Here is a 21,416-nt window from a genome sequence, read left to right as displayed (position 1 = left end):
TGCAGCACTGGCTGGGCGCCGAGGGCATGCCGCGCCGGTACGCCGACTACCTGGCGGCCGACGGCTTCACCACCCTGAACACCATCTCGTCGATCGCCTCCTTCCTGCTCGGCCTGTCGATCCTGCCGTTCCTCTACAACGTGTGGAAGACCGCCCGCTACGGCAAGCCGGTCGGCGTCGACGACCCGTGGGGTTACGGCCGTTCGCTGGAGTGGGCGACCTCCTGCCCGCCGCCGCGGCACAACTTCGTCACGCTGCCCCGGATCCGCTCCGAGTCCCCGGCGTTCGACCTGCACCACCCGGACATCGCCATGGCCGAGGCCGAGGCCAGCAGGCTCCACACATGACCGATGCGGGACGCAGCGTGGGCGCGCCGGGAACCGGCGGAGACCTCGCCGACCAGGCCGAGGGGTACTTGCTGTGGCAGGCCAGGATCGCCGAGGCGGAACGGCTGGCGCGGGACTTCACCGCACGCATGGACTGGCTGACCACGTCCCAGCGCGCCGAGGTCGAACGCCACCACGTCGAGGACAGTCTGCGCCGAGCGCGGCAGGACCTCGAAAGGGTCGCCGCCCGGTGCCGGTCCCTGCGCGGCGAGTACGAGCGGCGGTACCGCTCGCTGCGCGTGCGCTGTGCGGGATGGACGGTGGCCGTCTGCGCCGGTGCGGTTCTTCTGGCGGCCGTGTTCCTGGTCCGCTGACGGGGGAACCGACACGCGGGCACGCGAGCGTCGGCGCGGCGAGCGGATCACGGCGGGGCGCCTGCCGCGGCACTAGAGGTCGTCCGAGACGCCGAGGCCGGTGAGGGCGCCCACCGGATCCAGGTCCGGGGTGCCTCTGGGCCACCAGTCGTCGTGGCCCGGTTCGGACTCGTAGGCGTACCACAGGCCGTCCCGGCCCAGGCGGAGCTGGACGTGACCGCCGGGGTGCGTGAGGTGGTTGTGCCAGGGGCGGAACGCCGGCAGGTCGGCGGCGAGGAGCAGCGGCCGGGCCCGGTCGAAGCGGCCGGCCGGCGGGTCCCAGGGCTCCTCCAGTACGGCCAGGCCGTCCGGGCCGCCCTGCCGCCAGGCCGCGACCGCGCGCGCCAGGTCGCCCGGAGTGCGGCCCACGGCGTCCGCGAGCGACGCGTAGAGGGCGCGCGTGGACGCGGTCAGGCCGGACCCCGGCCGGGCGGCGGCGAGCCGTACCGCGTCCTGCCAGAGCGTCAGTTCGCCGACCGGGTCGCGTCCGGTGGCGAGCAGGGCGTGCGCGCGGGCCGCCGCGTCGGTGGCCAGCTGGTCCAGTGCGAACGGGTCCGGGCCGCCCGGCACGCCCGGATAGACCGGGGGCTGCTCCGGGTGAGCCGGGAGCGGCAACAGCGGCGGCAGCGGCGGGAGCTGCCGGGGGACGAGGACCTCGGTGGCCCGGACGCCGGGCAGGGACACCGGCCGCCGCTCCCGGGCCACGCGGGCGGCGTTGCGCCGGGACAGGGCTTCGAGCAGGGCCCGTTCGCCACGGCCGCGCAGCAGGAGCAGCACGAACGGGTCGGCGTCCAGCAGCCGTGCGGTCTGGTAGCAGAGGGCGGCCGCGTGTTTGCAGGGGTGGCCGAAGTCGGGGCAGCTGCACCGCGGTTCGAGTTCACCGGCGCCGGGCAGCAACGGGACCCCGCTGTCGGCGAGGGTCTGCGGCAGCTCCTTGTCGAGGAGGGCCGCGATGTCCCCGGGCCGGTCGGCGGCCGCCTCCAGGAACCGCTCCCACTCCTCCTCGTCGAAGGTACGCAGCCTCAGCTGCACGCGGTACGGCCGGGGCCGGCTTCCCTGGACGTACGCCAGGACAGCTCCGGGGGTCACGGTGATGGCGTCCACCTGGCCCCGCTCGGCGTAACTCCGCCCCCGGGCCAGCCGCTTGACGTCCAACGCCCCCTCCTCCAGCGCCCGCACCCAGGCGTTGCCCCACCAGGTCTCGGCGAACTCGCAGGAGGTACCGCAGGCACGGGACGGGAGGGAGGGGAGGGCGGGGAACGTACGGCGGAGTTCGGTGTCGCGATGGGGGGTGGCCATGGTGCGCGGGAGCCGGGGGGCGCCCGGGTCCGGGCGATCGGGGGCCGGGGCGGACGTGGATGCGGAGCCGGCGGTGTCGGCGGGCGTCTTGCGGCTGGCCTCCGGCGTCCGGTGGTCGGGGGCGGGGACGGAGGTGTCCGGCTCCGGGGGGTACGGGGTGGCCACGGCGGACGGGGGCTCGGGCTCGGCCTCGTCCCCGAAGGGGCGCTCGGGGTCGTCGGTGTGCGGCATGCGGAACGCCGTTGCCAGGAACTGTTTCAGGTCGCGGGCGGTGCGGGTGGGCTCCGTGGCCGTCGCCGCGGGCGGTGCCGGAACCCGGTGTGACGCCCGGGCCGGGCGCCCTTCCGCCGCCTCCGCCGCGGCTTCTCCGGCGCGCCGCGCCTCGGCGCGCGCCGCCCGCAGCGCCTCCCGGGCGACGTCACCGGGACGGCCGGCCCGGCGGTCGACGGTCGCACGGTCGACGGACGGGACCCCAGTCCCGGTGTCGCCCTCGGGTTCGGCCTCCCGCCGCCCCGCCTCCTTCGCCGCGGCAGCCGTCCGCAGCGCACGGCGCACGGCGTCGCCCGGCCGGGTGGTCCGCCGCTCCGGTACGGCCCCGTCCGGCGCGTCCGGCACCGCGGAGGCAGCCGGTTCCTCCGCCTCGGCCGGGGCCGCCCCGTCGGCGACGGGCTCCACCCCGCGGTCCCGTGCCGCTCGCAGCGCCCGGCGGGCCGCGTCGCCCGGCCGCTGCCCGTCCTCGCTCATGACGTCCTCCGCAACGACACCAGGTCGGACAGCTCACGGTCCGTCAGTTCGGTCAGGGCCGCCTCGCCGGTGCCGAGGATCGCGTCGGCGAGGGCCCGCTTGGACTCCAGCATCTCCGCGATGCGGTCCTCCACCGTGCCCTCGGTGACCAGCCGGTGGACCTGGACGGGCTGGGTCTGCCCGATGCGGTACGCGCGGTCCGTGGCCTGTTCCTCCACCGCCGGGTTCCACCAGCGGTCGAAGTGGACGACATGGCCGGCGCGGGTGAGGTTGAGCCCGGTGCCCGCGGCCTTCAGCGACAGCACCAGGACGGGGGTGGCGCCCGCCTGGAAGCGGTCCACCATGCGCTCCCGCTCGGGTACCGGCGTACCGCCGTGCAGCAGGTCGACCGGGACCGCGCGGGCCTGGAGGTGCGCGGTGATCAGGCGCGCCATGCCGACGTACTGGGTGAAGACGAGCGCCGATCCGTCCTCGGCGAGCACGGTGTCCAGCAGTTCGTCGAGCAGGGTGAGTTTCCCGGAGCGGGCGGCGAGGCCGTCGACGCGGGCCTCCTCCTTCAGGTACAGCGCGGGATGGTCGCAGATCTGCTTCAGGGCGCCGAGGAGCTTGAGCACCAGGCCCCGGCGGGCGATGCCCTCGGCCGTCTCGATGACGAGCAGCGACTCGCGGACCACCGCCTCGTAGAGCGCGGCCTGTTCGCGGGTGAGCGGGACCGGGTGGTCGGTCTCCGTCTTCGGCGGGAGTTCGGGGACGATCCCGGGGTCGGACTTCTTGCGGCGCAGCAGGAAGGGGCGGACGAGTCGGGCCAGTCGGGCCACGGCCTCGTCGTCCTCGCCGTTCTCCACGGCGCGCGCGTGCCGGGCCCGGAAGGACTTCAGCGGGCCGAGGAGTCCGGGGGTGGTCCAGTCGAGCAGGGCCCACAGTTCGGAGAGGTTGTTCTCCACGGGGGTGCCGGTGAGGGCCACCCGGGCGGGGGACGGGATGGTGCGCAGGGCCTTGGCGGTGGCCGAGTAGGGGTTCTTGACGTGCTGTGCCTCGTCGGCGACGACCATGCCCCAGGGCTGTTCGGCGAGGCGGTCGGCGGCGGCGCGCATGGTGCCGTAGGTGGTGAGGACGAAGCCGCCGTCGAGGCCGTCCAGGGTGCGCTCGGGACCGTGGAAGCGGCGGACCGGGACGCCGGGCGCGAACCGGGTGATCTCCCGCTGCCAGTTGCCGAGCAGCGAGGCCGGGCAGACCACCAGGGTCGGTTCGGTGCGAGCCCGCTTCAGGTGCAGGGCGATGACGGTGATGGTCTTGCCGAGGCCCATGTCGTCGGCGAGGCAGCCGCCGAGCCCGAGGGAGGTCATGAGGTCGAGCCAGGCCAGGCCGCGCAGTTGGTAGTCGCGCAGGGTGGCGTGCAGGCCGGCGGGCGGCTCGGCGGGGTGGACGCCGGCCGTGAGGCGGTCGCGCAGGGCCGCGAGAACGCCGACGGGGACCGTCTCCACGGTCTCGCCGTCCACCTCGGCCTCGCCGGTCAGCGCCATGGACAGCGCGTCGACCGGGTCGAGCAGGCCCAGTTCGCGTCTGCGGGCCTTGCGCACGAGCGCCGGGTCGACCAGCACCCAGCGGTCCCGCAGGCGTACGACGGGGCGGTGGGCCTCGGCGAGGGCGTCCATCTCGGCCTCGCTGAGCGGGTCCCCGCCGAGCGCCAGCTGCCAGCGGAACTGGAGGAGTTCCTCCCCCTCGAAGAAGCCGGTGCCGTCGGTGGCGGAGCCGGGGGCGGTCCTGACGACCGCGGCGGCGGTCAGGTCCTGTGCCAGGTCCCGGGGCCAGTGCACGGCGACCCCGGCCGTCGCGAGCCGGGTCGCGGCCGCTCCGAGCAGTTCGCCCAGCTCCTCCTCGGTGAGCGCGAGGACGTCCGGCACGTCCTGTTCCGAAAGCCGGTCCAGGGGCGGCCACACCCGCGCGGCGCGGCGCACGGCCAGCGCCGCGTCCACGCGCGCGCGGGGGCCGAAGGCCGCGTCGGACTGCCCGGCCCACAGCGCCGCCGCGTCGGTCAGCAGGGTCGGGTCGGCCAGGCTGTGCACCTGGACGATCGCCGCGCCCGCGCGGTGCGCGCCCTCGCCGTCGTCGAACAGGTCGGAGGCCGACAGGTCCAGGCGCAGGGAGATCCGCACCCCGGCGTCCATGCCGGCGGCGACCTCCGCGGCCCATTCCTGGGCGTCGGGCAGCCGCTGGGCCTCGCGCGCGGCGAACGGCCGGCCCGAGGTGTGGGGTGCGGCCGGAGTACGGGGCAGGGTGTCCGCGACCGCGTCGAGGAAGGAGCGGATCAGCGCCTCCGGCTGGGGCAGCAGGAGGGGGCCCGCCCCGGGCAGCGGGACGGCGTGGCCCTCGGCGGGCAGGGCGGCGGCCACCGCGCGCAGGTGGGCGATGTCGGCGGGCTCCAGGGGTCCGGCCCGCCAGGCGTCGTGTCCCGCCGGGGTCAGGCCGGGCAGCAGCCGGCCCCGGGCGGCGAGCCGCAGCGCGTGCTGGGCGGCCGCTCCCCAGCAGGCGGTGGCGGGGTGGGCGGCCGGGTCGCGGCGGGCGCTGACCAGCAGCGGGAGGGCCTCGCCGACCGGCAGGGTGAGCGCGGGCACCTGCCTGCGGCGGACACCGGCGCCGTGCCGTCGCACGACGGTCAGCTCCTCGCTGTCACCGGGCAGGGGGCCGCCCTCGGGGTCCCAGAAGGCGACCCGGCCCTGGCGGGGAAGGTCGGCGGGCAGATAGACCGCCGCGAGGCGCACGGGCACGTCCTGGTGCGTCCCGGCGACCGTGCCGCTCATACGTTCTGCCACCTCCCGCCCGCGCGTCGGATCAGATGTCTCCGACTGTACGGGCGGGGTCTGACAATCGGTCCCGGCGACCGGCCGGGGCCGGCCGTCACGGCACGGTGCGCGAGACGACGTAGACCATCGGGAATTCGGGGTCGGCCGTGTTCACCACCACGTCCTGGGTGGGCGCCGGGTTCTTCTGGGTGTGTGTGAGACCCGACCAGGGTCCGGCGCCGGTGAACTTCCAGCCGGTGATCTTCTGGTCCCGGGAGCTGACGCTGATGTCGTTCTTCCTGAGCGCGTCCTGGTTGACGCCCATGCCCTCCAGGAAGCTGTCCAGTCCGGCGCTGTTGGTGCGGAACTGGACGTAGAGACGGCTGGTCTTCCAGTTGTTCGTCTCGTAGTAGGCGATCCTGTCGGCGGGGTGCGGGACCGGCACCTGGTAGAGGCGCCGCTGCACCTTCGAGGGCCAGCCGGCGGTGAGGCCGGTCGCCGAGTACTTGGACTCCTTGTCCTTGCCGCTGTCACGGCTCTGGGCGGCGGAGATCACCAGGTAGCCGGCCGGTACGCCGATGAGCAGCACGATGATGAGCAGCGTGAGCGCCCGGCGGCGGGCCTTGTGGCCCGGGGTCTCCGGCGGGCGGTCCGGTTCGTCCGGGGGCGCCGCCTGGCGGGGCAGCGAAGCGGTCATGCGGTGTCCCGGGTACGGCGGGCCTCCGCGTACCGCTCGTAGCGCTCGTAGCGCTCCACCCGGCGCCGGTTGGCGCGCCGGAACCGGCGGGCGACCAGGCGGGCGAGGTCGGCGGCGCCGACCATGCCGGCCTCGGGGCCGAGCTGGGCACGGGCGATACGGGCCTCGGGGCGGTAGCCGCGGCCGGTCAGCTGGCGTTTGAACGCGTCCCGGGCGGGGCCGATGAGCAGGTCGTCGGCGGCGCTGACGCCACCGCCGATCACGAAGCAGGACGGGTCGAGGGCGGCGGCGAGGTTGGCGATGCCGACGCCGAGCCACTGGCCGATGTCCTGGAGCAGCTCGATGCACATCGCGTCGCCCTCACGGGCCAGCTCGGTGATCATCGGGCCGGTGATGTCGTCGACGTTGCCCTTGACGTGTTCGATGATCCCGTAGGCCACCGGGGAGTCGGCCACCGCCAGCTCCTTGGCCTCCCGGACCAGCGCGTTGCCCGAGCTGTACTGCTCCCAGCAGCCGCGGTTGCCGCACGGGCAGCGGTGGCCGCCGGGTACGACCTGCATATGGCCGAACTCCCCGGCGACGCCGTACTTGCCGCGCTTGACCTGGCCGTCCTCCAGGATCGCGCCGCCGATGCCGGTGCCGAGCGTGATCATGACGAGGTGGTCCTCGCCGCGGCCGGCGCCGAAGCGCCACTCGGCCCAGGCGGCCGCGTTCGCGTCGTTGTCGACGAGGACGGGTACGGCGAGCCGGCCGGCCAGGCGGTCGCGCAGCGGTTCGTTGCGCCAGGACAGGTGGGGGGCGAACAGCACGCGGTTGCGGTCGGCGTCGACCCAGCCGGCCGCGCCGATGCCCACCGCGTGCACGTCGTGCCGGTCGGACAGGTCCAGGACCAGTTCGACGATGGTGTCCTCGACGACCTTCGGACTCTTGGACTTGTCCGGGGTCTCCGTGCGGAGCTTCTCCAGGATGTTGCCGTCGGCGTCCACGACGCCCGCCATGACCTTGGTGCCGCCGATGTCGATGCCGACCGTCGGCACGCGCGGGGCCGTCAGGTGTGACCGGCGTTCCCTGGTGCCGACGGTGCGCAGGACCGGGGCTCGGCGGGAGCCGATGGGGGCGGTGAGGTCGCGGTAGGTGCTCATCGGGCTCGATTGTGCCTCACTGGGAGGGGTGGCGCCGTTCGGGGGAGATAAGGATCGCGGCCGCCTGCCGCCGTCCGCCACCTCACGGTCACATTGTCCGGACATTCGCCGGGGAGGGCGGCGCCGGGGCGACGCTCAGGACCGTACGAGCAGCTGGAACTCGAAGGAGTAGCGGGTCGGCCGGTAAATATGGTCGCCGAACTCGACGGCGCGGCCGGTGTCGTCGTAGGTGGTGCGCTGCATGGTGAGCAGCGGGGCGCCCTCCGGTTCGGCGAGCCGCTCGCCCTCGACGGCGGCGGCGCCGCGCGCGCCGATGGACTGGCGGGCGCTGTGCAGGGTGATCCCGGCGGCCCGCATCAGCCGGTACAGGCCGGTCGCCTCCAGCTGCCCGGTGTCCAGGTCCAGCAGACCGGGCGGCAGGTGGTTGGTGAGGTACGCCATCGGCTCGCCGTGCGCCAGCCGCAGCCGTTCGATCCGCTGCACCTCGGTGCCCTCGGCGATCCCGAGCGCGGCCGCGACTTCGGCGGAGGCGGTGACGACGGTGTTCACCAGCACCTTGGTGGCGGGGCGCTGGCCGGCCGACTCCAGGTCGTCGTAGAGGCTGCTGAGCTCCAGGGGGCGTTTGACCTGGCTGTGCACGACCTGGGTGCCGACGCCCCGGCGGCGCACCAGGAGGCCCTTGTCGACGAGGGACTGGATGGCCTGACGGACCGTCGGGCGGGACAGGCCGAGCCGTGCGGCCAGCTCGATCTCGTTGCCCAGCAGGCTGCCGGGGGTGAGCGAGCCGTGCTCGATGGCCGCCTCCAGCTGCTGGGCCAGCTGGAAGTACAACGGGACCGGGGAGCTCCGGTCCACACTGAGGTCGAGCGTCACGGTCGGGTCCACATCTGGTTTCGGCACGGGCCCGAGCGTATCCCCGTGACGGGTTGACGGGAAGTTGTGTAGTTCGATTGTCCGGACATACGGATTGACAGCGCGCGGGGTGCACCAGCACCTTGTTCCCATGCGCATCGGGGTCATCGGTACGGGCCGCCTCGGCACCGTCCACGCGAACACGCTCAGCCGCAATCGCGAGGTCGGATCGCTGATCCTCACGGACGTGGATCCGGCGCGGGCCCAGGATCTGGCGCACCGCCTCGGGGAGACGGCGGCGCCCGGGACCGACGAGATCTTCAAGTGGGGCGTGGACGCCGTGGTGATCACCACGGCGACCTCGGCCCACGCCGAACTGATCGGTCGGGCAGCACGCTCCGGGCTCCCGGTCTTCTGTGAGAAGCCGATCGCTCTCGACCTGCCGGGCACCCTGCACGCCCTCGCCGAGGTGGAGCGGGCCGGTACGGTCCTGCAGATGGGTTTCCAGCGGCGTTTCGACGCCGGGTACGCGGGCGCCCGGGCGGCGGTGCGCTCGGGCCGGCTCGGGCGGCTGCACACGGTACGGGCGCTGACCTCCGACCAGTCGCCGCCACCGCCCGAGTGGCTGCCGCTGTCGGGCGGACTGTTCCGGGACACGCTGATCCACGACTTCGACGTGCTGCGCTGGGTGACCGGCCGCGAGGTCGTCGACGTGTACGCGACCGGCTCGGACGCGGGTCCCGCGATGTTCCGCGAGGCAGGCGACGTGGACACCGGCTCGGCGCTGCTCACCCTGGACGACGGCACACTGGCCACGGCCACCGCGACCCGGCTGAACGGCGCCGGGTACGACGTGCGCATGGAGCTGGCCGGGGAGCGGGACACCGTAGTGGTCGGGCTGGACGACCGAACGCCGGTGGCCTCGACCGAGCCGACCGGGCCGCCGCCCGCGGACAAGCCGTGGCCGGGATTCCTGGAGCGGTTCGGGCCCGCCTACGAGGCCGAGCTGTGCGCCTTCGTCGACGTGGTGCGCGGCACGCGGGACAACCCCTGCGACGGGCGCGAGGCGCTCCAGGCGCTGCGGGTCGCGGAGGCCTGCGAGGTGTCACGGCACGAGCGAAGGCCGGTGGCGCTCGCGGAGATCCCGGACCGGCTCGGCTGACCGCCGTCGCCTACCAACGGACGGGCAGCCGCCGCACCCCTCTCATCAGCGTCCCGGGCAGCCACTCCCCCGGCTGCCCGTCCAGCGCCAGGTCCGGGGCCCGCTCCAGCAGGGAGCGCAGGGCGATGCGGCCCTCCAGGCGGGCCAGGGGCGCGCCCAGGCAGTAGTGGATGCCGTGGCCGAAGGCGAGGTGGCCACGGCTGTCGCGGCGGATGTCGAAGCGGTCCGGTTCGGCATAGCGGGCGCCGTCGCGGTCGGCCGCGGTCAGGCCGATCATCACCGGGTCGCCCGGGGCGATGGCGGTGCCGGCGATCTCCAGAGGCTCGGCGGCGTACCGGTACGTCGCGTTCTCCACCGGCCCCTCCCAGCGCAGGATCTCCTCGACCGTGCCGTCCAGGAGGGTCATGTCGGCGCGCAGGGCGGCGAGTTGGTCCGGGTGGGTGAGCAGGGCGAGGACGCCGTTGCCGATCAGGTTGACGGTGGTCTCGTGGCCGGCGATCAGCAGTACGAAGGCCATGCCGCGCAGTTCGCCGACGGTGAGCCGGTCGCCGTCCTCGGCGGTGGTGCGCAGCAGGTCGCTGAGCAGGTCTCCGCTCGGGCCCGCGCACCGCTTGTCCTCGATCAGCTCCGCCAGGTAGTCCGCGAGCGCGGCGAACGCGGCGTACTCGCTGCCCGGGCGGCTGGACGTGACCGCCTCGTTGGAGAGCTTGCGGAAGCGGGCGCGGTCCAGTTCGGGGACGCCGAGCAGCTCGCTGATCACCGTGATGGGCAGCGGGTAGGCGAGGGCGTCGAGGAGGTCGGCGCGACCGCGCGGAAGCATCTCGGCGAGCAGCCGGTCGGTGATCTCCTGGATCCTCGGCTCCAGTGCCGCCACCCGGCGGGCGGTGAACGCGCGGGTGACGAGGGAGCGCAGTCTGGTGTGCTGCGGCGGGTCCGCGGCCAGCAGGTGCTTGCCGATCAGTTCCTCGTCGAGGAACGTGAACCCGGTTTTCGCGGTGTCCTTGGCCAGCCCCGGGTCGGCGAGCGCGGCGCGTGCCTCCTCGTACCCCACGACCAGCCAGGTCTCGTGGTAGTGGCCATCAGGCAACGGCCATCGCACCCGGTGCACCGGGCCGCGCTCGCGCAGGTGCGCGTACACCGTGTGCGGGTCCGTGCGCAGTGTCTCGCCGTACTGACCGAGGTCGGTCACCTGCATGTCGTCGTCCCCCTTCAGGCGGTCCCCGAGGCCGTCCCGTACCGGGAGAACGCGCGGGGCTCCCGGTTGGTGCCCCTGTTCCCGCGATCCGGACGCGGTTGTCGAGGCCGAGCCTGGTCCCGTTCCGCCCGCCACCAGGGTGCTCCCCCAGGCGGGGAAGACCTGCGGAAAGCGCGATGCCTGCCTGCGCGGTTTCTCTGCCGGCAGGCGAGGACCATGGGCGTCGGCGGTCCGGGCGCACACGGCGTCCGGATCGCTCGCCTGATCGGTGCGGTGCCCGTCATCGCCGTGGATCCGCTGCCCGCGGCCAGGGAACGCGCCCTCGCTTTCGGTGCCGACCTCCCGCTCGACCCCGGCGCACCGGACTTCGCCGACGCCGTGAGCGAGGCGACCGGTGGGCAGGGACGGCTGAAGCCGGCTCCTCTCAGCAGGCACCTGGGATCGATGCGTCTAGGCTGGCGCGGTGACTGATGAGCAGGAGCGGGTGCAGCCGTCGGGAGTGTGGGCCACGGCGGTGGGAGTGGCCAGGGTGCGGGCGCTGGAGACCCAGCGGGAGAACGCGCTGTTCCGCGATCCCCTGGCACAGGCCTTCGCCGCCGCCGGCGGCCTGTGGCCAGCCCCGCCGCCGCTGCCCGATGACGAGGCCGTCCGACGCCGCCGGCTCGCCGTGTCGTTCTCCATCGTCATCAGGACGAAGTTCCTCGACGACCTGTTGCAGGAGGCCTCCGCGTCCGGGGTCCGGCAGGTCGTGCTGCTCGGCGCCGGCATGGACAGCCGGGCCTTCCGGATGGACTGGCCCGCGGGCACCCGGCTGTTCGAGGTCGACACCGCCGCCCCACTGGACTTCAAGGCTTCGGTGCTGCGCCAGGAGAGGGCCGTCGCACGCTGCGAGCGGATCACCGTCGCGGTGGATCTGCGTGAGGACTGGCCAGGCGCGCTGGCCGCCGCAGGGCACGACCCGGCCGTGCCGACCGCGTGGATCGCCGAAGGACTGCTGATCTATCTGCCCGAGGACGCGGTGGAACTGCTGCTGGCCCGGATCAGCGCGCACTCGGAGGCAGGCAGTTGGATGGGGCTGACGCTGGGCTCGCGCGGCGTGATCGAGCGCTTCGCAGCGGACGCCGTGCCGGGATCGGCGGCGTCCATGTGGGTCTCGGAGATGCCCGACGACCCGGTGGGCTGGCTGGCCGGGCACGGCTGGGAGGCCGACAGCCACACCCTGCGTGAGCGCGCTGCCGCATACGGCCGCCCGATCAGCACCCCGCCGCAGCGCGAGGAGCGGCCCGGCGGACTGATCTCGGCGGTCCGCCGGTAGAGCGCCTCCCGGTTCCCTTGGTGATCGGATCCAAGGGGGCCTGATGAGTGGAGCCAGGTTCGTGCGCGCACTGATCTTCACTCGTGAGTGGCGTGTCTGCTTGCTCGTGGGTGTTGTCGAGCTGGTGTGACCCCTGAGGAGAAGACCGAGGTCCGGGAGGACTTTGAGGCTTTCGCAGCGGGGGGTTGTTCGACTCGAGCCGTGCCGAGACGCCGGGTAGTACGAGCACTCGCCGCCGACCGGACGGGTCTCCACGAGCACCGAGGACAGGCCGGAGATCTGGCTCGCGTACTGTGCGGCGTTCTCGCCCGCCGCGGCACCGCCGAGGACGATCACGTCCCGCCCGCCCGACGGGCGGGGGCCGGTGTCAGAGGTCCAGGACGACGTCCTGTGCGGGTCTGCTGCAGCAGACGAGGATGTTGCCCTCGCCCGGTGGTTCGACCGGGTCCGGGGAGTAGTCGACGGCCCCGGACATCAGGGCGAGTTCACAGGTGTGGCAGACGCCGGTGCGGCACGACCACTGAACCGGGACGTCGCATGCTTCCGCGAGTTCCAGCAGGGAGCTCCGGTCGTCGTTCCACGCGACGGTCAGTGCGCTGCGGGCGAAGGAGACGGCGGGACCGGTACCCGGGGCGCCCTCGGGTGGGTGCGGCGCCCTCACCGACGGCGTGCCCTTGATCCCCGGTGTGAGGGAGGGGCCGCCGCTGAAGTTCTCGGTGTGCACGCGGGAGGCCCGCAGGCCCGCCTCGACCAGCGCGTCGGTCATGCGGTCCATGAAGGCCGCCGGCCCGCAGACGTAGGCGTCGGCATCCGTGGGCAGGCCCAGCGCGAGGATCCGCTCGCCGGAGATACGGCCCGCTTCCGAGTAGTCCCTGCCGCGCTCGTCGGCGGGCTCGGGTCTGCTGTAGTAGACGACCGACCGCGCGTCGGCCATGAGTGCCACCAGGTCACGGACCTCCTGGGCGAAGGGATGCTCGCGGCCGTTGCGGGCGGCGTGCAGCCACCACACCTGCCTGCCGGAGCCGGCGTCCGCCAGCGCGTGCAGCATGGCGAGCACGGGCGTCGCCCCGATGCCGGCGGACACCAGCACGACCGGCGTGTCACCGCGGGGCAGGTAGAAGGTGCCACGCGGCGCGGCGGACTCCAGGCTGTCCCCGGCCCGGACGTGTGTGCGCACGTAGGTGCTCGCCAGGCCGTGGGGTTCCGCCTTCACACTGATCCGGTAGGTGCCCGTGCCGGGCCGCCCCGACAGCGAATAGCTGCGGATCAGGGGCGCCTTCTCCTCCGCCGTGCGCAATTTCACGGTCAGGAACTGTCCCGGCAGCGCGGCGGGCAGGGCCGAGCCGTCAGCCGCGGCCAGCCGCAGGGAAAGCACGTTCTCGCTCTCGGGGCGGACGTCCGTGACCTTCAGCGGACGGAAGCCGCGCCATGCCGGGGGCGGAACGCCGGCCGCAACGGTCAGGCCGGCGCTGCCGGACGACACGGCCGCGCCCTGGTCGAACTGTTCGAGCAGGGCGCGCATCGAGCCCTGCCAGCCCGGGCTCAGAGCCGGTATGCGCAGGGCGCGCCGTACCTGGTCGGGAGTGTGACCCGACAGGTAAAGGACGGAGTCGATCTCTTCGACGGTCATGGCCTCCGGACCGGTGGCGACCTTCACGATCTCCTGCCCCGCCTCCACCTCACCCTCTTCGATGACCCGCAGGTAGAAGCCGGGCCGATGGCGGGCCACCAACAGCGCCGCCATGCGCGGTTCCGCCAGGCGCATACCCACCCGGTAGCAGGTCACCCGCGGCTGCGAGACCTCCAGAAGAACTCCGCCCACCCGGTACCGGTCGCCGATGCACACTTCGTCGTCGGGGAGCCCGTCGACCGTGAAATTCTCCCCGAAGCTGCCCGGCGTCAGGTCGTCCCGACCCAGTTCCCCGGACCAGAAGCGGTAGGAGTCGAGTTGGTACACCAGCACGGCCCGCATTTCCCCGCCGTGTCCGCCCAGGTCGCCCTGACCGTCTCCGTCGATGTTCAGCCGCCTCACCATCCGCGGCCCGGCCACAGGCTGCTTGTGCACCCCGGTGTGCACGGTCCTGCCGTGCCAGGAGACGTCTTTCGGCATCCCCACGTTGACTGACATCAAGGTGGCCACCGCTCGCCCTCCTCGTCCACCCTCAGCCGGTCACACGGCCGAGGAATCCGTGGGTGTAACCGCTTCGCACCGTCCGGCCCGAAGATCTCGTCGCGCTCACCCCGGACGGCCGGCAGTGGCACCTGGCTGGCGCGAAAGCACTCATGGAGGTGCGGGGCCTGTCCAGCAGGGTCTGGTCGTGCAGCCAGTTGGACCGGGTGATGCCGCGTACGGAAACAGATCGTCCCAGAAGGTTTTGGCGAAGCCCTCCAGTGATGGCGGCCAGATGATCAAACGTGTAGGTGAATTCACCGGCCTGGGGCATGGACGACTGCCCGTATCCGACATGGTCGGCGGCGATCACGTGATAGCGGTCGGCGAGGCCGGGAATGAGGTGTCGGAACATGTGCGAACTGCTGGGGAATCCATGCAGCACGATGGCCTCCTCCGGCGGTCACCCCGAGCGACGATGAACTACGCGGTGGTGCGCCTGGATGCGACATTCGATTTCACACTAGACCCGGCCGTCCACGAGAGCCACCTCCGCACTGGCGGTCTTTCCGAACGGGACGCAGCCTGGAATGAATGGGGTCCGGAAGTGATCCGTTCCTCTACCAACTGGGCCCGGAAGTACACGGCGGAGGATGGATTCAGGGCAACGCGGGAACACACGACAGGCTGGTGCGGGAACTGGCGGTAGGCGCGCGGACGGCGGTTGCCTGCGTCGAGTACGACCGCTCTCCGGAGGTTTCGTGCACCAGTCGCTGTACTGTCCGGTCACTGACGCGGCTCAGGACACCGCGAGCTACCGGGAGTTCGCCGACGGCCCGCAGGGCGGGGGACGTGGAGGCGGCGCTGGAGGACGGACAGAAGGGCGTCGGCGGCGTCGATGCAGGTGGTCAATGACAACTCCGCAGATTCTCACCCCGCGTGCGTCGAGAACAGTCCGCCCGTCGGGCCCTGCTTGTCGCCTCCCTGGGCCTTCTTCAGGGCGTTGGCGAGGCTCTCGATGGTCAGGGACTGCAGGATCACCCGGCCGCTGCCCTCCAGGGTGGCCAGGGAGAGGCCCTCGCCGCCGAAGACGGCGTTCATGAGGCCCTGGCGGTTGAGGCCGCCGACGCGCTGGACGCCGTACTGGATGCCCTCCTCGAAGGCGACGACGCAGCCCGTGTCGACCTCGATACGGCCGCCGAAGTCGGCGGGGTCGAGGTCGATGAAGTTGCCCGCGCCGGCGATGATCACCGTGCCGCGGCCGGTGAACTTCTCCAGGACGAAGCCCTCGCCGCCGCTCATGCCGGTGCGGCCGCCCGCGAACGCGATGCCGAACTCCACGGTGGACTCGGCGGCGACGAACGCGTCCTTCTCCGCGAACCACGCGCGCGTGCCGTCGAGTTCCAGAGCGCGCATCTCGCCGGGGAGCACACCCGCGAAGCCGACCGTGCCCTCGCCGCCCTGGGAGGTGAAGTACTGGAACGCCAGTGACTCGCCGGCGAGCATGCGCTGGCCGACCTGCATGGCGGTGCCCATGGCCTGGCGCAGCATGCCGCCCATGCCGCCGCCGCCCTGCGGCTGGCCGCCGTTGCCCGACGGGCCGCTCAGCCGCGTCTCCATGGTCACGTTGGTCGTCTTGAACAGGAACTTGCCGGCCTCGCAGTAGACGGTCTGGCCGGGATGCAGGTTGACGACCGCCATCTGCATGGCGTTGCCGACGATCTCTTGCTGAAGGGTCACGGGAGAAGAACGTAGCCGACGGCCCGCCGGTTCCCCTCAGCCGGTCAGGACAGTTCGCGGAGCCTGGTGGAGAGCGCCGCCGCTCCCGCTTCCGTCGGGGACCCGAACAACCGCAGCCGCGAGATGCCGCCGTCCGGGAAGATGTCCACGCGCGCGTGCGTGCCGACGGCGGGAGCCGGGAGCACGAAGCGGTGGTTCGTGTCCGGCTGGAGGCGGGTGCGGGGGAGGATCTCGCGCCACTCACCGTCCTCGCCGTCCTTCACCGACACCGACGCCCAGCCCGCGCTGTTGCCCTTCAGGTACGCCGTGTCGATCTCCAGGGCGCGGATCTGGGACTGGGCCACCAGCCGGTAGCGGATCCAGTCGTGGCCCCGGTCGCGGCGGCGGCGCGTCTCCCAGCCGTCGTCCATCTTGTGCGACCGCCCCGGCTGGATGGTGTTGGTGGCCGGCGAGTAGAAGCGGTTCGAGGCGTCCTCGACCCGGCCCCCGTTCTCCAGGGCCACCACGTCGAAGGTGCCCAGCGCCGCCAGCCAGAGCGGGTCGGGTACGACCTCGCCGTACACGCGCAGGCGTGCGATACCGCCGTCGGGGTGCTGGTTGACCCGCAGGTGCGTGAAGCGCTGCTCCAGGGACACCGCGAAGCCGTTCGCCGCGTGGCCGCCGACCGGCGTGCGGGGCACCAGTGTGGTCCACTTCACGTCGTCGCCGAGGAGTTCGCCGGGTGCCGGCGAGCCGGCGGCCGATGTGCCCTCGACGGACACCGCCTGGGGGTAGTTCCCGCGGAAGTGGGCCGTGTCGACGACGATCCCGCGGACGACGCCGGGGGCCCCGAGGCGTACCAGCGCCCAGTCGTGGTCCTCGTCCGTCGGCCAGGGGTGTTCGGCCGAGACACCGCGCCGGCGGCGGGTCTCCCAGCCGTCCATGATCTTGCCCTTGTGCCCGAAGTGCTCGGGGTCGAACTCGGCGCGCCCGGCCACCAGCAGGTTCTCCCGCTGGGCGAAGAACTCGTCGTTGGCGGCGACGACTCCGGCGCCGAGCTGCCGTCCGGCGAGGTTCACGTACTGGGTGAAGGGGAAGTCGGCAGTGCGGTAGTCCGCGTACGGGTCGCCGCCGGAGTAGGGGTGCGCGTCGCCGGTGAAGGTCGGGATCGCCGTCAAAGAAGGTCTTCCTCTCGGGAGTCGGCCGGTACGGGTGCGGGAGCGGGCGGAAGGTCAGGGGGTGCGGGTGAGGAGCCGGCCCCGCGGGGCCGTGAACGCGCCGTCCGCGACGATGCGTTCGCCGCGCAGCCAGGTGGACCTCACGACCCCGTACAGCGTCTTGCCCGCGTACGCGGTGACGCGGTTGCGGTGCTGGAGTCCGGCCGGGTCCACGGTGAAGGTCCGGTCGGGCGCGAGGACCGCGAAGTCCGCGTCCCGGCCCACCGCGATGGCGCCCTTGCGGCCGTCGAGGCCGACGAGCGCCGCGGTACGCGCGGACATCCAGCGGACCACGTCCTCAAGACCGTGGCCACGCCCGCGGGCCTCGGTCCACACCGCGGCGAGGCTGAGCTGGAGGCCGGAGATACCGCCCCAGGCCGTCGCGAAGTCGGCGGTCTTCAGGTCGGCCGTGGACGGCGAGTGGTCGGTGACCACGCAGTCGATCGTGCCGTCGGCGAGCGCCTGCCAGAGCAGGTCCTGGTTGGCCGCCTCCCGGATGGGTGGGCAGCACTTGAACTCGCTGGCGCCGTCCGGGACCTCCTCCGCGGTGAGGGTGAGGTAGTGCGGGCAGGTCTCGACCGTGATCCGTACGCCGTCCCGCTTGGCCTCGGCGATCAACGGCAGGGCGTCGGAGGAGGACAGGTGCAGGACGTGCACGCGCGCGTCCAGCCGCCTCGCCTGCGCGATCAGCCGGGCGATCGCCGTGTCCTCCGCGTCGCGCGGGCGGGAGGCCAGGAAGTCGGCGTACTTCGGGCCGCCGTGCTGGGGAGCCGCCGCCAGGTGGTGCGGGTCCTCCGCGTGCACGATCAGCAGTCCGTCGAACGAGGTGATCTCCGCCAGCGACCCGGCGAGCCGCTCCTCGTCGAGGTGCGGGAACTCGTCGACGCCGGAGGGTGACAGGAACGCCTTGAAGCCGAAGACGCCGGCCTCGTGGAGCGGACGCAGGTCCTTGACGTTGTCCGGCAGCGCGCCGCCCCAGAAACCGACGTCGACGTGCGCCTTGTCGGCCGCGACGGCCCGCTTCACCCGGAGGTGGTCGACCGTGGTGGTCGGCGGGAGGGAGTTGAGCGGCATGTCGACCAGGGTGGTGATGCCGCCGGCCGCCGCCGCGCGCGTGGCGGTCCAGAAGCCCTCCCACTCGGTGCGGCCCGGGTCGTTGACGTGGACGTGGGTGTCGACCAGGCCGGGCAGCAGGACGTCGTCGCCGAGGTCCTCCAGGCGGGCACCCCGCGGGAGCGGAGCGTCGTACGGCAGTACGGCGGTGATCGTCCCGGCGGACACGGCGACCGAGGCGGCCCGCGTCCCCTCCGGGGTGATGACGCGCGTCGAGCGCAGCACCAGTTCAGCGTCGGACACCTGGACCCCTCTCTCTGCCGCCGTTTTACTTCCGGGAAACGGGATTTACACCCACGTAACGGAATTCAACGTTCTGTTGAAGGAGTCTTCACTCCCGCCCCCGCGCCGTCAAGGGTCCACCGCCCTCCGACGCCCCCGCACGCCTGCTCTGGACGTTTCCACAAAGCGGAATTGCGATTCCAACAGGCAGAACGTAGCTACGTACAACCGGGGAGTCAACCGGTCGCCGGGTAGGCTTCAGCTCTTCCGGTCCGCCTCGAAAGGAACGCGCCGTGCCGACGTCCAGTGCCAGCGCCCACGACTCCGCCAAGTCCAACGGCGGCGGGGTCCAGTCCCTCGAGCGCGCCTTCGATCTGCTGGAGCGGATGGCGGACGCGGGCGGCGAGGTCGGCCTGAGCGAACTGTCCGCGAGCAGCGGGCTGCCGTTGCCGACGATCCACCGGCTGATGCGGACGCTGGTCGCCTGCGGGTACGTACGACAGCAGCCGAACCGGCGGTACGCGCTCGGCCCCCGGCTGATCCGGCTCGGCGAGTCGGCGTCACGGCTGCTGGGCACCTGGGCGCGGCCGTATCTCGCGCGGCTGGTCGAGGAGACCGGGGAGACGGCGAACATGGCACTGCTCGACGGGGACGAGATCGTGTACGTCGCGCAGGTGCCGTCCAAGCACTCGATGCGGATGTTCACGGAGGTGGGGCGGCGGGTGCTGCCGCACTCGACCGGGGTGGGCAAGGCGTTGCTCGCCGGGGTGCCGGACGCGGAGGTGCGGGCGCTGCTCGCGCGCACCGGGATGCCGGCGGCGACCGAGAAGACGATCACCACCGCGGAGGGGTTCCTGAACGCCCTGGCGGAGGTGCGGCGGCTGGGGTTCGCGGTGGACGACAACGAGCAGGAGGTCGGGGTGCGGTGCCTGGCGGTATCGGTGCCCGACTCGCCGACGGCGGCGGCGATTTCGATCTCCGGGCCCGCGGGGCGGGTGACGGAGGCGGCCACGGAGAAGATCGTGCCGGTGCTGCAGCAGGTGGCCGTCGAATTGTCCCGGGCGCTGGCGAGTTCGGGGGCCTGAGAGGCAGGGACGACCGCGTCGCCGGCGGGTGCGGGCCGGGTGTGGTCGAGCGCGCCCGGCGAAGCCGCACCTCGACACCGCCCCGCACCCCTTCGGGACGCCTACGTCCGCGGCGTCTCGCCGAACAGGTCCACCGCCTGGCGGACGCCCGCCAGGCCGTGCGACAACGCGCTCACCGAGCCGATCGCTCCGGCGATCAGTAACAGGGAACGGCGCAGGCGCGGAATCTCCGGGATGCCGCCCATGGTCATCGCCGCCAGGGCCGCCAGTTCGTCCTCGGCTATCGCGCGGTCCGGGAACTCGGCCGGGTGCGCGGCCAGTTCGCGGCGCAGCCTGGACACCGCCGTGCGTAGTTCCGTGATCCTCGGATCCTCGTCGCTGCCGGTCACCGGCCTCTGTCCCAAGCTCCGCAACACAGCTCTCCCCCCTCGCCAGGTGTCCCGCGGCACTGATCGAGCGCCTCGGGACGCGGGTCAGTAAACGCCCTCCCGCAGGGAAAGCGCTACACCGCGGGCCGAAATTCAGCCCCGCGGAACCCGCTCGGCGGCCCGTCGTCGGGTATGCAGGACGCATGACCGACACGCATCACCGGATCGCCGGACTGCTGCTCGCCGCCGGCGGCGGCAGACGGCTCGGCGGGCGGCCCAAGGCACTCCTCACGCACCGGGGGCGGCCGCTGGTTCAGTACGCGGCCGGGGAGCTGCGGGCGGGCGGCTGCGGGCCGGTCCACGTGGTACTGGGGGCCGGCGCGCACGACGTGCGGGAGCGGGCGGCGCTCGACGGCTGCGTGGTCGTGGAGAACCCCGACTGGGCCGAGGGCATGGGGTCCTCACTGCGGGTGGGGCTGGAGTCGCTCGCGGCGGCCGGGGTACCGGCCGTCCTGGTGGCGCTGGTGGACCAGCCGGGGATCGGGGCCGCCGCGGTGGCTCGGGTCGTCGCCGGCTTCCGGGACGAGTCGTCGCTGGTGTCGGCCGCCTACGACGGGGTGCGCGGGCACCCCGTGCTGCTCGGCGCCCGGCACTGGGCCGGGATCACGGCGAGCGCGGCCGGGGACCGGGGCGCCCGCGCCTATCTCCGGGCGCACGCCGAGGCGATCACGCTCGTCGAGTGCGGGGACGTCGCCGAGCCGTACGACATCGACACCGAGGCCGACCTGATCCACCTCGAGTGAACGGGAGGGCACCGAGCGCCACGATCGCTCGACGCAGAGAATCTCGACATCAACAAACCATTGAACTTCCACGATGAGGAAACTAGTATCCACTGTTCAGAAGCTCCCGTGCCCCGCGCGGAGGTGCTTCGCTCCACCCGGAACGACTGGCACCCGGTGCCACCGCTGAAGGAAGTGACAGCTCATGTCCGCACCAGCGCCGTCTGGGCCGGCCATCGTCGACGCCGAGCCCCTGCCCCGGCAGGAGGAGGTCCTCACCGAGGCGGCGCTCGCCTTCGTGGCCGAGCTGCACCGGCGGTTCTCGCCGCGCCGCGCCGAACTCCTCGCCCGCCGCGCCGAGCGCCGCGCCGAGATCGCCCGTACCTCGGCCCTCGACTTCCTCCCCGAGACCGCCGCGATCCGCGCCGACGACTCCTGGCGGGTGGCCCCCTCCCCCGCGGCCCTCGACGACCGACGGGTCGAGATCACCGGCCCCACCGACCGCAAGATGACCATCAACGCCCTCAACTCGGGCGCCCGGATCTGGCTCGCGGACTTCGAGGACGCCTCCGCGCCCACCTGGGAGAACGTCGTCCTGGGGCAGCTGAACCTCATCGACGCCTACACCCGGAACATCGACTTCACGGACCCGGCGAGCGGCAAGTCGTACGCCCTGCGGCCGAACGAGGAGCTGGCGACGGTCGTCATGCGGCCGCGCGGCTGGCATCTGAACGAGCGGCACATCGAGGTCGACGGCGAGCAGGTGCCCGGCGCCTTCGTCGACTTCGGGCTCTACTTCTTCCACAACGCGCGGCGGCTGCTCGACCTCGGCAAGGGACCCTACTTCTACCTCCCGAAGACCGAGTCGGCGG

At 72.9% G+C, this 21,416-nt stretch carries 17 protein-coding genes and 4 pseudogenes; 9 read left to right on the top strand and 12 right to left on the bottom strand.

Annotation, left to right across the window (positions count from 1 at the left end):
* A pseudogene (locus tag ABZ646_RS16400) lies at nucleotides 1–347 on the top strand (cytochrome ubiquinol oxidase subunit I); the annotation flags it as partial.
* Nucleotides 344–700 carry a cytochrome C oxidase subunit I gene (locus tag ABZ646_RS16395; RefSeq protein ID WP_360518729.1) on the top strand — a complete coding sequence of 119 codons (357 nt, stop codon included), beginning with the start codon at nucleotides 344–346 and terminating at the stop codon, nucleotides 698–700. The pseudogene ABZ646_RS16400 and the gene ABZ646_RS16395, both read left to right, overlap by 4 nt.
* 72 nt (nucleotides 701–772) lie before the next feature.
* Here ABZ646_RS16395 and ABZ646_RS16390 read toward each other — a convergent pair whose 3' ends face one another.
* The 5 genes from ABZ646_RS16390 to ABZ646_RS16370 all read right to left on the bottom strand — a co-directional run bounded on the left by ABZ646_RS16390 (nucleotide 773) and on the right by ABZ646_RS16370 (nucleotide 8,277).
* Nucleotides 773–2,782 (bottom strand): SWIM zinc finger family protein, encoded by a 2,010-nt coding sequence (locus tag ABZ646_RS16390; protein ID WP_360518727.1) that lies wholly within the window; start codon nucleotides 2,780–2,782, stop codon nucleotides 773–775.
* Complete coding sequence (locus tag ABZ646_RS16385; protein ID WP_360518724.1) at nucleotides 2,779–5,583, bottom strand: DEAD/DEAH box helicase; 2,805 nt, start codon at nucleotides 5,581–5,583, stop codon at nucleotides 2,779–2,781. Before ABZ646_RS16385 ends, ABZ646_RS16390 begins: the two co-directional genes overlap by 4 nt.
* 97 nt (nucleotides 5,584–5,680) lie before the next feature.
* Nucleotides 5,681–6,262, bottom strand: coding sequence for a sugar kinase (locus ABZ646_RS16380; RefSeq protein ID WP_360518721.1), 582 nt, complete (start codon nucleotides 6,260–6,262; stop codon nucleotides 5,681–5,683).
* Entirely contained in the window at nucleotides 6,259–7,404 is a 1,146-nt protein-coding gene (locus tag ABZ646_RS16375; protein ID WP_046733349.1) for an ROK family glucokinase, read from the bottom strand. The genes ABZ646_RS16380 and ABZ646_RS16375 overlap by 4 nt, the downstream gene beginning before the upstream one ends.
* Nucleotides 7,405–7,539: 135 nt before the next feature.
* On the bottom strand, nucleotides 7,540–8,277 hold the full coding sequence (locus tag ABZ646_RS16370) for a GntR family transcriptional regulator (protein WP_360518735.1): 738 nt from the start codon (nucleotides 8,275–8,277) through the stop codon (nucleotides 7,540–7,542).
* A 130-nt stretch (nucleotides 8,278–8,407) separates the two neighbouring features.
* Between ABZ646_RS16370 and ABZ646_RS16365 the strand changes: the two genes are divergently transcribed.
* Nucleotides 8,408–9,418 (top strand): Gfo/Idh/MocA family oxidoreductase, encoded by a 1,011-nt coding sequence (locus tag ABZ646_RS16365; protein WP_360518718.1) that lies wholly within the window; start codon nucleotides 8,408–8,410, stop codon nucleotides 9,416–9,418.
* Between the two features lie 10 nt (nucleotides 9,419–9,428).
* On the opposite strand, the gene ABZ646_RS16360 is transcribed toward ABZ646_RS16365, so the two are convergent.
* Nucleotides 9,429–10,613 carry a cytochrome P450 gene (locus tag ABZ646_RS16360; RefSeq protein WP_360518715.1) on the bottom strand — a complete coding sequence of 395 codons (1,185 nt, stop codon included), beginning with the start codon at nucleotides 10,611–10,613 and terminating at the stop codon, nucleotides 9,429–9,431.
* 219 nt (nucleotides 10,614–10,832) lie between these two features.
* Between ABZ646_RS16360 and ABZ646_RS16355 the strand changes: the two are divergent.
* Nucleotides 10,833–10,964 (top strand): annotated as a pseudogene (locus ABZ646_RS16355) (zinc-binding dehydrogenase); the annotation flags it as partial.
* 112 nt (nucleotides 10,965–11,076) lie between these two features.
* Nucleotides 11,077–11,928, top strand: coding sequence for a class I SAM-dependent methyltransferase (locus ABZ646_RS16350; protein WP_360518712.1), 852 nt, complete (start codon nucleotides 11,077–11,079; stop codon nucleotides 11,926–11,928).
* 367 nt (nucleotides 11,929–12,295) lie between these two features.
* On the opposite strand, the gene ABZ646_RS16345 is transcribed toward ABZ646_RS16350, so the two are convergent.
* Both ABZ646_RS16345 and ABZ646_RS16340 read right to left on the bottom strand, forming a co-directional pair.
* Nucleotides 12,296–14,056, bottom strand: coding sequence for an MOSC and FAD-binding oxidoreductase domain-containing protein (locus ABZ646_RS16345; RefSeq protein WP_360518709.1), 1,761 nt, complete (start codon nucleotides 14,054–14,056; stop codon nucleotides 12,296–12,298).
* A 34-nt stretch (nucleotides 14,057–14,090) separates the two neighbouring features.
* Complete coding sequence (locus tag ABZ646_RS16340) at nucleotides 14,091–14,483, bottom strand: alpha/beta fold hydrolase (protein ID WP_360518706.1); 393 nt, start codon at nucleotides 14,481–14,483, stop codon at nucleotides 14,091–14,093.
* Nucleotides 14,484–14,677: 194 nt separating this feature from the next.
* On the opposite strand from ABZ646_RS16340, the pseudogene ABZ646_RS16335 reads away from it, so the two are divergent.
* Nucleotides 14,678–14,877: pseudogene (locus ABZ646_RS16335) on the top strand (alpha/beta hydrolase fold domain-containing protein); the annotation flags it as partial.
* Between the two features lie 91 nt (nucleotides 14,878–14,968).
* Here ABZ646_RS16335 and ABZ646_RS16330 read toward each other — a convergent pair.
* The 3 genes from ABZ646_RS16330 to allB are packed head-to-tail and all read right to left on the bottom strand — an operon-like array spanning nucleotide 14,969 to nucleotide 18,330.
* On the bottom strand, nucleotides 14,969–15,778 hold the full coding sequence (locus ABZ646_RS16330; protein ID WP_360518703.1) for an AIM24 family protein: 810 nt from the start codon (nucleotides 15,776–15,778) through the stop codon (nucleotides 14,969–14,971).
* A 44-nt stretch (nucleotides 15,779–15,822) separates the two neighbouring features.
* Nucleotides 15,823–16,935 carry an allantoicase gene (gene alc / locus ABZ646_RS16325; protein ID WP_360518700.1) on the bottom strand — a complete coding sequence of 371 codons (1,113 nt, stop codon included), beginning with the start codon at nucleotides 16,933–16,935 and terminating at the stop codon, nucleotides 15,823–15,825.
* A 54-nt stretch (nucleotides 16,936–16,989) separates the two neighbouring features.
* The gene (gene allB / locus ABZ646_RS16320; protein WP_360518697.1) at nucleotides 16,990–18,330 is read right to left on the bottom strand and encodes an allantoinase AllB; all 1,341 of its coding nucleotides are present in this window, start codon (nucleotides 18,328–18,330) and stop codon (nucleotides 16,990–16,992) included.
* Nucleotides 18,331–18,602: 272 nt separating this feature from the next.
* Between allB and ABZ646_RS16315 the strand changes: the two genes are divergently transcribed.
* Complete coding sequence (locus ABZ646_RS16315; RefSeq protein WP_360518694.1) at nucleotides 18,603–19,394, top strand: IclR family transcriptional regulator; 792 nt, start codon at nucleotides 18,603–18,605, stop codon at nucleotides 19,392–19,394.
* A gap of 101 nt (nucleotides 19,395–19,495) precedes the next feature.
* Here the strand turns inward: ABZ646_RS16315 and ABZ646_RS16310 are convergent, their stop codons facing one another.
* A complete protein-coding gene (locus ABZ646_RS16310; protein ID WP_360518732.1) occupies nucleotides 19,496–19,783 on the bottom strand; it encodes a DUF5955 family protein in 288 nt (95 codons plus the stop codon).
* A 182-nt stretch (nucleotides 19,784–19,965) separates the two neighbouring features.
* Here ABZ646_RS16310 and ABZ646_RS16305 point away from each other — a divergent pair, with 182 nt between their 5' ends.
* Both ABZ646_RS16305 and ABZ646_RS16300 read left to right on the top strand, forming a co-directional pair.
* The gene (locus tag ABZ646_RS16305; protein ID WP_360518691.1) at nucleotides 19,966–20,565 is read left to right on the top strand and encodes a nucleotidyltransferase family protein; all 600 of its coding nucleotides are present in this window, start codon (nucleotides 19,966–19,968) and stop codon (nucleotides 20,563–20,565) included.
* Nucleotides 20,566–20,749: 184 nt separating this feature from the next.
* A pseudogene (locus ABZ646_RS16300) lies at nucleotides 20,750–21,416 on the top strand (malate synthase A); the annotation flags it as partial.

This window comes from Streptomyces sp. NPDC007162 (assembly GCF_040634175.1).
Taxonomy (GTDB): domain Bacteria; phylum Actinomycetota; class Actinomycetes; order Streptomycetales; family Streptomycetaceae; genus Streptomyces.
This window is presented reverse-complemented; position numbering and strand designations above follow the sequence as displayed.

Bases quoted from the DNA above. Each gene is read 5' to 3' on its own strand.
- ABZ646_RS16390 (WP_360518727.1), bottom strand. From the start codon at position 2,782: ATGAGCGAGGACGGGCAGCGGCCGGGCGACGCGGCCCGCCGGGCGCTG.
- ABZ646_RS16345 (WP_360518709.1), bottom strand. From the start codon at position 14,056: ATGTCAGTCAACGTGGGGATGCCGAAAGACGTCTCCTGGCACGGCAGG.
- ABZ646_RS16385 (WP_360518724.1), bottom strand. From the start codon at position 5,583: ATGAGCGGCACGGTCGCCGGGACGCACCAGGACGTGCCCGTGCGCCTC.
- ABZ646_RS16365 (WP_360518718.1), top strand. From the start codon at position 8,408: ATGCGCATCGGGGTCATCGGTACGGGCCGCCTCGGCACCGTCCACGCG.
- ABZ646_RS16380 (WP_360518721.1), bottom strand. From the start codon at position 6,262: ATGACCGCTTCGCTGCCCCGCCAGGCGGCGCCCCCGGACGAACCGGAC.
- ABZ646_RS16395 (WP_360518729.1), top strand. From the start codon at position 344: ATGACCGATGCGGGACGCAGCGTGGGCGCGCCGGGAACCGGCGGAGAC.
- ABZ646_RS16305 (WP_360518691.1), top strand. From the start codon at position 19,966: ATGACCGACACGCATCACCGGATCGCCGGACTGCTGCTCGCCGCCGGC.
- ABZ646_RS16360 (WP_360518715.1), bottom strand. From the start codon at position 10,613: ATGCAGGTGACCGACCTCGGTCAGTACGGCGAGACACTGCGCACGGAC.
- ABZ646_RS16375 (WP_046733349.1), bottom strand. From the start codon at position 7,404: ATGAGCACCTACCGCGACCTCACCGCCCCCATCGGCTCCCGCCGAGCC.